The organism is Streptomyces albicerus, from assembly GCF_008905045.1.
GTDB lineage: Bacteria > Actinomycetota > Actinomycetes > Streptomycetales > Streptomycetaceae > Streptomyces > Streptomyces albicerus.
In genome coordinates this window covers 560-11293 of record NZ_VWMY01000146.1, presented here as the reverse complement: position 1 = coordinate 11293, position 10734 = coordinate 560, and the positions used below count along the sequence as shown (strand labels likewise).

Annotated in this window: 11 protein-coding genes and 1 pseudogene; 5 read left to right on the top strand and 7 right to left on the bottom strand. The window is 68.4% G+C overall.

The features are described 5' to 3' along the window. Positions 1-85: 85 nt before the first annotated feature. A complete protein-coding gene (locus GAS53_RS53360; RefSeq protein WP_151485057.1) occupies positions 86-421 on the bottom strand; it encodes a hypothetical protein in 336 nt (111 codons plus the stop codon). A 123-nt stretch (positions 422-544) separates the two neighbouring features. Continuing rightward, positions 545-1096: a GNAT family N-acetyltransferase gene (locus GAS53_RS53355; protein ID WP_225859693.1), complete on the bottom strand. Its 552-nt coding sequence runs from the start codon at positions 1094-1096 to the stop codon at positions 545-547. 471 nt (positions 1097-1567) lie between these two features. Between GAS53_RS53355 and GAS53_RS58710 the strand changes: the two genes are divergently transcribed. Next, on the top strand, positions 1568-1699 hold the full coding sequence (locus tag GAS53_RS58710; protein WP_404829443.1) for a hypothetical protein: 132 nt from the start codon (positions 1568-1570) through the stop codon (positions 1697-1699). On the opposite strand, the gene GAS53_RS53350 is transcribed toward GAS53_RS58710, so the two are convergent. Next, positions 1683-3248, bottom strand: coding sequence for a serine/threonine-protein kinase (locus GAS53_RS53350; RefSeq protein WP_192583709.1), 1566 nt, complete (start codon positions 3246-3248; stop codon positions 1683-1685). The genes GAS53_RS58710 and GAS53_RS53350 overlap by 17 nt on opposite strands. A gap of 438 nt (positions 3249-3686) precedes the next feature. On the opposite strand from GAS53_RS53350, the gene GAS53_RS53345 reads away from it, so the two are divergent. After that, positions 3687-4610: a DUF2236 domain-containing protein gene (locus tag GAS53_RS53345; RefSeq protein WP_225859692.1), complete on the top strand. Its 924-nt coding sequence runs from the start codon at positions 3687-3689 to the stop codon at positions 4608-4610. A 191-nt stretch (positions 4611-4801) separates the two neighbouring features. On the opposite strand, the gene cpt is transcribed toward GAS53_RS53345, so the two are convergent. Continuing rightward, complete coding sequence (gene cpt / locus GAS53_RS53340; RefSeq protein ID WP_151485059.1) at positions 4802-5335, bottom strand: chloramphenicol phosphotransferase CPT; 534 nt, start codon at positions 5333-5335, stop codon at positions 4802-4804. Between the two features lie 198 nt (positions 5336-5533). On the opposite strand from cpt, the gene GAS53_RS53335 reads away from it, so the two are divergent. Further along, positions 5534-6826: a S1 RNA-binding domain-containing protein gene (locus GAS53_RS53335; protein ID WP_225859691.1), complete on the top strand. Its 1293-nt coding sequence runs from the start codon at positions 5534-5536 to the stop codon at positions 6824-6826. An 86-nt stretch (positions 6827-6912) separates the two neighbouring features. Here GAS53_RS53335 and GAS53_RS53330 read toward each other — a convergent pair whose 3' ends face one another. Continuing rightward, positions 6913-7965 carry an aldo/keto reductase gene (locus GAS53_RS53330; protein ID WP_151485053.1) on the bottom strand — a complete coding sequence of 351 codons (1053 nt, stop codon included), beginning with the start codon at positions 7963-7965 and terminating at the stop codon, positions 6913-6915. A gap of 263 nt (positions 7966-8228) precedes the next feature. Here GAS53_RS53330 and GAS53_RS53325 point away from each other — a divergent pair, with 263 nt between their 5' ends. Continuing rightward, positions 8229-8576, top strand: coding sequence for a DUF1330 domain-containing protein (locus GAS53_RS53325; RefSeq protein ID WP_151485052.1), 348 nt, complete (start codon positions 8229-8231; stop codon positions 8574-8576). A gap of 247 nt (positions 8577-8823) precedes the next feature. Beyond that, entirely contained in the window at positions 8824-9396 is a 573-nt protein-coding gene (locus tag GAS53_RS53320; protein ID WP_151485051.1) for a hypothetical protein, read from the top strand. Between the two features lie 341 nt (positions 9397-9737). On the opposite strand, the pseudogene GAS53_RS53315 reads toward GAS53_RS53320, so the two are convergent. Together GAS53_RS53315 and GAS53_RS57425 are read right to left on the bottom strand one after the other, a co-directional pair. Beyond that, positions 9738-10082 (bottom strand): annotated as a pseudogene (locus GAS53_RS53315) (nuclear transport factor 2 family protein); the annotation flags it as partial. A gap of 43 nt (positions 10083-10125) precedes the next feature. Then, on the bottom strand, positions 10126-10734 hold a 609-nt coding region (locus tag GAS53_RS57425), incomplete at its 5' end, for an RNA-guided endonuclease TnpB family protein (RefSeq protein ID WP_225859690.1).

Sequence of the window (10734 nt, the reverse complement as noted above, 5' to 3'; positions counted from 1 at the left end):
GCTGGGAACGACGAGCCGACATCCACGAAGCGTTCCTCAGACTCGCCTGCTGCCTCATCACCCACCGGCAACTCGGCCTGCTGCGTTAGCTGTTACTGTCCGAGGCCGCTCGGAAGCCACGATCTTGAATCACCGGGAAGGCTTCCCGCGTGGTGGCTACCCATGCGTCGATCTCGTCATGAGACGTCCTGATGGCGCTGATCAGCCTTTCGAGCACGCACAGCTTCGGCTCACGGACGTTCAGGCTGAGCTGCTCCACCGACACCTCTTGGTACGACATGCACAGCTGCCACCAGAACCGCATGAGGTAGCGGCACTCCTGCGGCTCGCGGTCGTCTGCAAGGCGATCATGGATGACCGCCTGGACACGTCGCCGCTGATCATCGTCACGAAAACCATTGCTGAGGTCCGTCAAGGCCACCGTCGGACACTAGCAACCAGACGCTGGGCAGGTCATTACGTTAGGACCTCTTACTGAACCAGCTGGTGAGGTGTGCGGCGTCCGGAGCGGGTCCGCGCCGTGAGCTCGGCCTGCAGAACCGGACTATGGGTGCAGGCTCTTGTGATAGATCACGAAGTCGCAAGGAGTGGCCAGCCTGGGGGCCAACTCCGGATACGACTCGTCGATCGAACCCGTGCGGACCACCTGGTAGCCGATACGTCCGTACCAGGCGGCCAGGAATTCCTTAGCGGGGTGCGACCACTCGCGTGGAACGAGCAACTCCAGCTGCATGACATCGAGTCCGGCATCCCGACCGTACTGTTCGGCGAATCGAACCAGTTCCCTGCCGATCCCTGTGCCACGCCGCTTGGGCGCAGCGGCCAGCATGCCGAATTCACAGATACCAGCAGCGAGTTGCTGGATGCGGACGCATCCGACGAGCTCCTCGTGCAGCCGCGCCACGGTGATCTCCCCCGCGTGAGTGAGCGACGCAACCTCCTGCCGGCTGGTCCGCGTCGTGCCGGCGGCCCACAAGCCTTCCTCGGCCACTTCGTAGACCTCGTTGATCAGCGCGGTCACCGCTGATATGAGATCGAAGTCGTCAGCGTGGGCAGGAGAGAGTGTCTCGATGCGGAGTGCCTCGTCACTGGTCACAGATGCGCCTTTCGTAAGCGGAATGCCCGACAGAACCGTATGCGCCGACGGTTGGAGGCAGAACAGCTCAGCAGTCCTCCCTCTGCGGCCGGCGGGCCTCATGCTGAGTCGGACGCGGCCCTGTGCACCACGAGCCCGGCGGAACTCGAGGTCGCGGAAACGACCGGGCGCGATACCGTACTCGCGACCGTACTCGCGGCGGAAAGCGGCTCCGAACGCGAATTCTGTCGAGTAGCCGACCTGGCGGGCGATCGCCGCCAGTGGCGCCTTGGAGCCATCGACGCGCAGGCGGCCTGGACAGGCCGACCTGTCCTCTTCGCCGGACCTGAGGAGGCCGCCCGCCGTGCGCGATCGTCGTCAACGACATACCGGGCGACAGTTCTCTGGAACGCCTGGGCGCCCTGCGGCAGGCATTGCACGGCAAGATCCACGTATGACGTCTCCAACGCGACACGCCGCGGCGCCGACGGCATGCCCGACGGCCTGCTCTACCCCGTCGGGGGTCTCGCGGACCACCTTCAGCAGGCGCTGCCGGACACCCGTGTCGTCAAGACGCTCGACACCATGTTCTTCCGTACGCCGCCCATCACGGTTGGTGTGTGACGCTCACCCGCACCGTCAGCGTGCCCCTGTTGTCCTGGAGGCAGGTCCCGTCGCCGTCGTTGATCCGCAGTTGCAGGGTGCCGTTGCCGGTCGGCCGGAAGGTCAGGTTCCGTCCGACGGTGTGGACGGGAAAGTCCTGCTCGCCCGCGAGGCGCGCCAGCAGGGTGCCGAAGGGGACCTCGGGCTTGACCTTGCAGCTCTTCGCCCCGTCCAGCGACCTGTCGATGTTCGCGTCGTAGCCGGCCGGCCCGGTCGTGGGCTTGTTCCGGTAGTCGACCGTCCACTCCCCCGATACGAACCGTACGGTGACCCGGTCTCCCTGCTGGACGGGCACCCCGGTCACGCCCTGCCAGCCGGTCGTGGACCGGACGACCTGACTGGTGGTCGTCGTTGTCGGGTCCTTCTTGAGGGGCAGCGCCCCGGTGAGGAAGAGACCGCCCGCGACGCCTGCCGCCAGCACGACCGTACCGGCCAGTGCCCACCACAGCCGCTTCCGGCCCCTCGGGCGGGGCGACTGATGGTGCGAGGGGGTGAGTGACGTGGTGTGCTGCGCCGTCGGTACGGTCTCCCCGGCCGGGACGAGTCGCTGCTGGCCACTGGTCACGGTGTCGGCGTCGGTCAGCGAGGCCGAAGGCTGAAACACGCGCACGGTCGGCGACGGCAGCGGCCCGGCATCCGTCTCCCCCGCTGCGACGCGCCGCAGCGCGGAACGCGCACCGGCCGCCGAAGGGCGCTCGTCCGGGGACTTGCGCAGCAGCGCCTCGACGACCGAACGCAGCGGGCCGAGCTGCTCCGGCAGGACGGGTTCCTCGTACGCCACCGCGTGCAGCGTCGCGGGCCGCGCCGGCCTACGGAACGGGGACTGCCCGCCGCAGACCGTGGCGAGGGTCGCGCCCAGTGACCACAGGTCGGAGGCCGGTCCGACATCCGCCCCCATCACCCGCTCGGGCGCCATGTAGTCGAGGGAGCCCACCAGTTCGCCGGTGGTCGTCAGGGACTCGCCGTCGTCGAGGGCCGCGATGCCGAAGTCGGTGAGGACGGCGTTGCCGTCGCGGCGCAGCAGTACGTTGGCGGGTTTGACGTCGCGGTGCAGGGTGCCGGCCGCGTGCACGGCTTCCAGCGCGTCGAGCAGTTGCAGCCCGACGGCGGCGGCGTACTGCGGTGCGAGCGGTCCGGTCTCGGCGATGCGCTGGGCAAGCGAGGGGCCCTCGACGAGTTCCATGACGATCCACAGCCGGTCCTCGGACTCGACCAGGTCGTGGACGCCCACCACGTGCGGGTGCGACACCCGGGCGACCGCGCGCGCCTCACGGATCGCGCGGCGCACCCGTACCCGGTGCTCCTCGTCGCCGTGGGTGAGGATGTGCAGTTCCTTGGCGGCGACCGGGCGGTCCAGCAGCTGGTCGTGGGCGCGCCAGACCGTGCCCATGCCGCCTCTGCCGAGGACGTCGTGGAGCAGATACCGATCGGCGATCAGCCGTCCTGAGCCGCGTTCCGAACGCGTCGCCGCCTGGTGATCGCCATCTCCGGATATCACGCGCTCTCTCACGTTCCCCTCCCGGCGGTCTGGGCGCCCGCCGGTCATCATTCGCCCGAACGGGGCTGAGCATAGCGGAGCGCATGACGCCCTCATGCCGTCAACTGCCGCGTGGCGCAAGCATCTTGGCGGTCAGCGCCGGTACCTCGGGAGAGCGCACCGACTGTGTACATACGCGTATGGATCCGCATCGCCGGAGTATGGTCCGCCCGGCCGACCGCTGGTTGAGTAAGTCGACCCTGCGACCGCTTCCTGTCCGAAGAACGGACACTGCTGTGCAACATGACACGGCATCATGAGGAAGTGCCAGGCCGGCCAGACCTGAGCCGGAGGCGTGTCGCGTGCGCGTTGCCCGACACCTCCTGAAGGCGCGGGCAACTTGGTTGCGCCACCGCAGGACTCCGGACATCGAGACAGGGGGAACCGCCATTGCGCCGTGGATACAAGTGGGTGGACCGCGAACTGGCCCGGATGGACCCGGAGACCGATTGGGAGCGGATGATCTCGCTCTATGTCAGCTACCGCGTCCCGGAGTTCGCGCTGGCGATGATGGTCTATCCGGTCACCATGCGCATGATGCAGCCGAGTTCGGGGTCCGCCACCCTGGCCCACACCGCGAAGCTGGAGAGGCGGCCCCACCGGCGTTTCCAGGACGGCAACGACTTCCTGATGGCGTGGATGGTGGACGGCGTATCCAGCGCGGCGGGCCGCAGCGCCACCGAACGGCTCAACCGCATCCACCGGAGCGTCGCCCGCAAGACCCCGCACTTACCCGGCAATTTCGACGACATCGACGACTTCGTCTATCCCCTGGTCCTGCTGGCCACGTTCGGCGACCGCCTGCAGACCTCGCTGGGTCTGCCCGGCGTGAGCGAACCCATGAAGACCGCGTGGCACCGCTGGGCGCAGGCGCTCTTCCACCTCCTGGAACGCGAGTCCGGTCCCTTGGCCGACGAGGCGTTCCCCGAGGACTGGCACGCGATGACCACGTTCGCCCTGAAGTTCGACTCCCGGCCGTACGAGCAGACGGAGTCCGGCCATCGCGTGGCGACCGCGATGATGGACTTCTTCGCCAGGCGCTGGTTCCCTGCCCCCTTCCGGGCGTTCGGCAGGGACCTGACCCGCTACCTCGCCGGCGAGCGGGTCTGCCGACTCCACCGGATCGGCTGGATCAGCCCCCGCCGCGAACGGCTCGTCCGCGTCTTCCTGAAGTTCGCGTTCCGCGCCCAGCGCCTTCTGCCCGACTACCGCACGCCTCTTCCCGAGCGCCTCCGGCGGACCCGGCACACCCACGCACAGCTCAAGAAGCTCGAGCCCTACCGGGCCCCGAGCGTCGACGCCTCCGCGCCGGTGGATCCGCACCGGCACCACTGAACGTTGCGCGATCCCGGCGTTGCGCGATCCCGCAGCGGCGCCAGCCAGTGCCGTGACCGGATGGGTCACCGGTTTCTGTCCGGCGGCCGGCGCAGCGAGAAAGTCGTACGGTGGGGAGGCCGGCCCAGCGCCGCCGCAGCTTGAGCTGCCCGCTGCCGCAGACCCGGCGGGGCCGAGAACTGGTCCACCGATCAGCTGACGTGGGCGGCGATGGTTCGCGCACACACCAGCGATTCGGTATGCGTCGTGTCGACCTCCAGGTCATAGATCACCCCTCGGTGAACCACATCTGCCTGCGACGAGGCCATTCCCTGGACCCGATCTCCTCGTGCGACTTCACGGCCCGCGGCAACCGCACTCTCACACCTGACGCCGACCCACAGCACGGCCATACCGCCGAGAGCCTTCTGCCACCGCTGCTGGGACGCCGCTCCGCCGAGAAAGACGTCGTCGACGATGACCCGGGCGCCTGCACCGACCATCGCCACGATGCCCTCGGTCCAGGCCGCCTCCAGCGCCCGGAAGTCCGCCCCGACGCTCACTCGGCCGTCCGCCGCGATCTCGATCCCCGCGTCCGACGCCTGCATCTTCGCAGGCATCGCGTCGACGAACGAATCGACCCCGAACGCCAGCCACGGATCCGGCAGTACGGCCTGCAGGCACCGCACGATCCCGGACTTCCCCGAGCTGGAACCACCGTTGAGAATGATCATCTGAGTTGCCACCGCGCCACAGTAGGGGCGCTTCCCCAAGACACGAAACGAATTTCGGCAAACGCCGCCCTACTGCCACAACCTCGGGGCCAGACGCCGTTGGGTGAGGAAGGCGTCGGCGGACCTTGGCCGGCCGGACCCGGTCACGGGACGCGAAGCGAAAATTGCGACCGCCATGGATGGAGCGTTTCGCGACTAGTCGAGCGGCCATTGGACGGCTTCGGGCTGGACGGACTCTTCCCGACCGGCCTGGCCGGCTTCCACGACGGGGCAGAGGTGCCGCTCGATATCGGGCTCGAGTTGGTGCGGGTCATGCTGCGCGACAGCGGCGCCTGGTGCCGGCTTGAGGCGGAGGGCGCATTCGCAGTGCACGTGGGATGGGACCAATACCTCTACATCGGCAGCAGCCGGCCCTGCGAGAAGGCGCTGGCCCGCACTTGGGCGCTGGGGCTGTTCCCGGAACCGGTGGACGCATCCCCCTATGACGTGCAGGCCGATGGGAACGACGTCCAGCGGCCGGGCGACGAGGACTTCTGGGCCGGTCTGCGCTGGGCAGTCGTCATGCACCGCGCAGGACTTCTGGAGGAGACGTACATCGAAGGCGTCTCACGATGGCACCGTCTGACCCGCGAGACCATCGACACGGTGCGCGCCGGGCTCGCTCCCCGCGCCCGGCTGGCGGTGTGGCCGGACCTGTCCTCCGACATCCATGCGGTCCTCGATGCCCTCCCCACGGAGGGTCTCGTCGAAGGCGTCTGGCAGGACAAGGACGGCCGGATCCGTAGTGCTGTCGCCGACGAGAGCGCGTTCCCGGAGCTGGCCGCCCGGATCTCCCGTGCCGACGCCGCAGCGCTCCTGTCCGTGTATGCCGATGAACGCGTGCCTCTGTTCACCGCTGTCATGCCTGACAGCGACGGAGTGGTGCGGGCTCGCTGGCAGACCGAGCCCACGCCGAGTGACCGGAACTGGGCCTTCCTCAAGACCCTTCACCGAGGTGAGATCGTCACCGGCACGGTGACCCACATCGCCGGCTTCGGCGTCACCTTCGTGGACATCGGCGGCTTCGAAGCGATGATCAACATCCCCGAGCTGTCGTGGCGCCCCATCAATCACCCCTCCGACATCGTCTCCACCGGTCAGGTGATCAGCGCCAGAATTCTCGGCGTCGACCTGATCCGCGAACGCGTATCGCTGTCCCTCAAAGCCCTCCAGGAAGATCCGATGGCACTGCTGACCGGGCAGATCGGCCAGACCCTCGTCGGCCGGGTCACCAAGCTCGTGCCGTTCGGCGTGTTCGTACGCATTGAAGAGGTAGAGCACGGCTTCGAAGGACTGGTACACAACTCGGAACTGGCAGAAGGGAACCCGGACGGCCCGCAGCACGCCGTCGAGGTCGGTGACGCCCTACCGGTCAAGATCATCGACATCGACCCGGCCCGACGCCGAATCACCCTCTCGCACCGGCAGGCGATCTCAGCCGGCACAGACGAATCTGACGCCTGAAAAACGCAACCTTGCCGGTTGGCCCACTACTTTCCCCTCATGGTCTCGAGGGATGCTCCGCGCCACTGAGAAGCTGTGCCGGCTCCTCAGTCCGCGGCCGCCCGCTCCCCGGCCGGGCGCCTGCGTCGCGCGCGTTCGGTGAGCGACGTCGGCTGCCAGACACCGTCGGCCTGATAGAGATCGGTGCCGGGCGCCACGATCTCGTCGATACGGTCGAGCACCGCGTCGTCGAGCAGCAGGTCAGCTCCCTTGAGCAGCGAGGTGAGCTGGTCCATGGTGCGCGGACCGATGATCACCGACGTGACGGCCGGGTGCACCAACGGGAAGGCGACGGCCAGTTCCGGCAGGGTGCAGCCCACCTCCTCAGCGAGAGCGACGAGTTGCTCGACGGCCGCGAGCTTCGCGGCGTTGCCCGGGACGGCGGGGTCGAAGCGGTGCGGAGTGAGCTTGGCGCGACCGGTGGTGAGGTCGACGGGCCGGCCCTCGCGGTAGGCGCCGGACAGAAATCCCGAGGCGAGCGGTGACCAGGTCAGCACGCCCATGCCCAGGCGCTGCGCGGTGGGCAGCACGGACCGCTCGATGCCGCGCGCGAGAATCGAGTACGGCGGCTGCTCGGTGCGCAGTCGCGTCAGTCCGCGCCGCTCCGCCACATGGTGAGCCTCGACGAGGTCCTCGGCGGGGAACGTGGAGCAGCCGAACGTCCGGATCTTGCCTGCCCTCACCAGGTCGCTGAGGACGGACAGCGTCTCCTCGATGTCGGTGGTGTGGTCAGGGCGGTGCACCTGGTAGAGGTCGATCCAGTCCGTGTCCAGGCGCCGCAGACTGTCCTCGACGGCCTTGAGGATCCAGCGGCGCGAATTGCCGCTGCGGTTGCGTCCCTTCCCCAGCGGAAAGTGCACCTTCGTGGCGAGCACGACGTCGTCGCGTCTGCCCTTGAGCGCCTTGCCGACGATCTCCTCGCATTCGCCTGCCGAGTACATGTCGGCGGTGTCCACGAAGTTGATGCCGGCGTCGAGCGCAGCGTGGATGATGCGTGCGCTGTCCTCGTGGTCGGGGTTGCCGACGGCACCGAACATCATCGTGCCGAGGCAGTGGGTGCTGACCTCGATGCCGGTCTTGCCGAGGACTCGATAGCGCATACCAATACTCCGTCGCAGGCGGGGGCGGGTTGGGAGCGTCACTGTAGGACTTGGAGTGCACTCGACGGCAAGGGCACGGGGAGGTTCCGTCGGGTCACGTTGTCAGTGGCGCCCGAGGCGGTCCGAGGTCTGCGACGTAGTGCCGACCGAAGCGGCGGGTCCGCGCTGCCGGCCGGGGGCGATTACCTGCCAGGTCATCGACCCAGGCCCAGCTGAATGCCACGATCAACTGCGTACGGAGCCCGACCGACCGGAAGGACACCATGCCCGCCTACGTCATAGCTCACCTGCAAGAGGCCGCCCCGCACCCGGAGATCGCTGAGTACATCGAGCGCATGCCCGCCACCTTCGCGCCGTACGGCGGCCGCTTCCTCGTACACGTCACCGAGCACGAGGTGAAGGAGGGCAGCTGGCCCGGGCACGTCGTGATGATCGGCTTCCCCGGGATCGCCGAGGCGCGGGCCTGGTGGGACTCACCCGCCTACCAGGAGATCGCACCGCTGCGCTCGCGGCACATCGAGGGCGACATCATCCTGGTCGAAGGCGTCCCCGAAGACTACGACGCGACTGCCACCGCTAAGGCTATGCGGGAGGCTCTGCCTGCCGATTGAAGCCCCGGGCCCGGCGCTGTGCGGTTCCGCGGTCAGCATGAGCGGCCCGCTCTGCGGAGTGCCGGGGGCGGGCGGGTTTGTTGGTGCGGACGGGAGAACGGGTTAGGCAGTGACGACAGGGACGGTCTCCGCGGCATGGGCCGCCGGGACGGGGGCGAGCGGCAGGATGAGGAGGGCGGCGGCCGTGAGGCCCGCGGAGCAGTAGGGTCGGCGTGATCGTGAACGTGCCGTTGGTGAAGGGGAGTTCGTGGACACGCAGACATGGGACGCGCTGGTCGCATCGATGAAGAACGCCTACGCGTCGGGCCTGGGCGAGGGGACGGTGCCCCGCCCGGTCATCATGCCGCTGGTGCGCGGCGAGTTGGTCGGTCTGGTCTGGCTGCGCCCCGTCCATGTCGGTGAGGACGCGCTCACCGGTATCGCCGGGCTCTCGAACATCGCCGCGGCGGCCGGCGCCGACGAAGTCGTCCTCGCCTGGGAGACCCGCGACGTCGCCACCGCCTGCCAGTCGGCGGTCACCGGTCCGGCGCCCTGCCTGAACATGGTGCACGCCGCCCAGGACGGCCACGTACTGCACCAACTCCCCTACACCGAACACCCCCTGGCCCACTCGCCCGAGGACCAGGCCTCGGTCGAACTTCACTGGCTACCCGCGCTCGAGCCGCAGCCGGGCGGCGAACTGGCCCCGCCGATCCAGGCCGCCGTCAACTACTCCTTCATCCCGCTCGAGCTGGATCACCCCTCCCCCTTCGGCGTCACCGTCGTCCTGATGGAAGACGACGGCTACACCGTGCACCTGACCGAGGCCTTCGCCCGCTGACCGACCCACTCCGCACCTCGATCCCGGCCCAGGTATGGCGGCGGCTTCGCGGAGCCCGCCACTGCAGACACCGCGTTCCCCTTGCCGGACCCGGCCCGATCCGCGTCGAGCGGAAGTCTCCCGGGTCTCCGCCGAAAACACGACGCTCAGGCAGCGTCTGCGCCAGGCGGAACCCGACACCCCGCACGCTGAGGGAGCGGCTCGACGCCGTCTGCTCCAACCTCCGCTTCCCAGACTGCCGACTCGCGTCCGTGGAGGCCGAGTTCCTCGACCGAAGCCGCTGACCGCCGGACGCGAGCCGCAGCCGTGGATGGCTGCGATCTCGCCCAACCGCTCCGCCCCTACAGGCGCTCCACATAGCCGGCGCGCCACTCCGGTGACGGATCCGAGCCCAGCTCGCTCCAATACTCCCGGCCGGCAACGATCCGCCCGGACCTCACCGTCCAGAACGACGCCACCCGGTGCACACCCCTCGTCTCGAGCGGCACCTCCACCTCGGAAACCACCTCGTCGCCTGCGGCCACGATCCGCAGCACCCAGATCGACCAGCCGTCCGGATACTCCGCATTGACGCATACGTAGTTGTCGCGGCCCATGATCCGCTCACCGCTGACCGGCCACTCGATGACGACGTCGTCGGCAAGTAGCTCACCGACCCCGGCCCAGTCCCGAGCCTGTATGCGATCCCACCACTGTTGACTTCCTCCCCCTCCTGAAGGAGGGGGACTCCTACGGCTCGCGCCGTTGGGGTTTCTGCTTCATCGCCGACTGCCCGCCCGGAGTGTTCCGTTGAGGTCTTACACCAGCTCCACAGACAGACGCCGTCAGCCCGACGGCCAGGATGTTCTTCGCCGCGTTCACGTCCCTGTCATGGGTCATCCCGCAGTCGCACGTCCAGGTGCGGACGTGCAGTGGCATCTTCTGCTGAAGACTGCCGCAGGCGGAGCACAGCTTGGAGGAGGGGAACCACCGGTCGACCGCGATCACCTCGCGGCCGTACCACTGAGCCTTGTACTCCAGCATGCTCCGGAAATCCGACCAGGCCGCATCGCTGATAGCCCGGGCCAGGCTGCCGTTCTTCACCATGTTCCGAACGGCGAGGTCCTCGATCACGATCGTTTGGTTTTCACGAACGAGCCGAGTGGTGAGCTTGTGCAGGTGGTCACGCCTGCGGTCGGCGATGCGGGCGTAGACCTTGGCGGCCTTCCGGCGCGCCTTGGCCCGGTTCGCACCGTCGCCCCTGGCCTTACGGGCAAGCTGCCGCTGGGCTGTGGCGAGGCGTGCGCGGTCACGGCGCTCGTGCCGGGGATTGGAGACCCTCTCCCCGGTCGAGAGCGT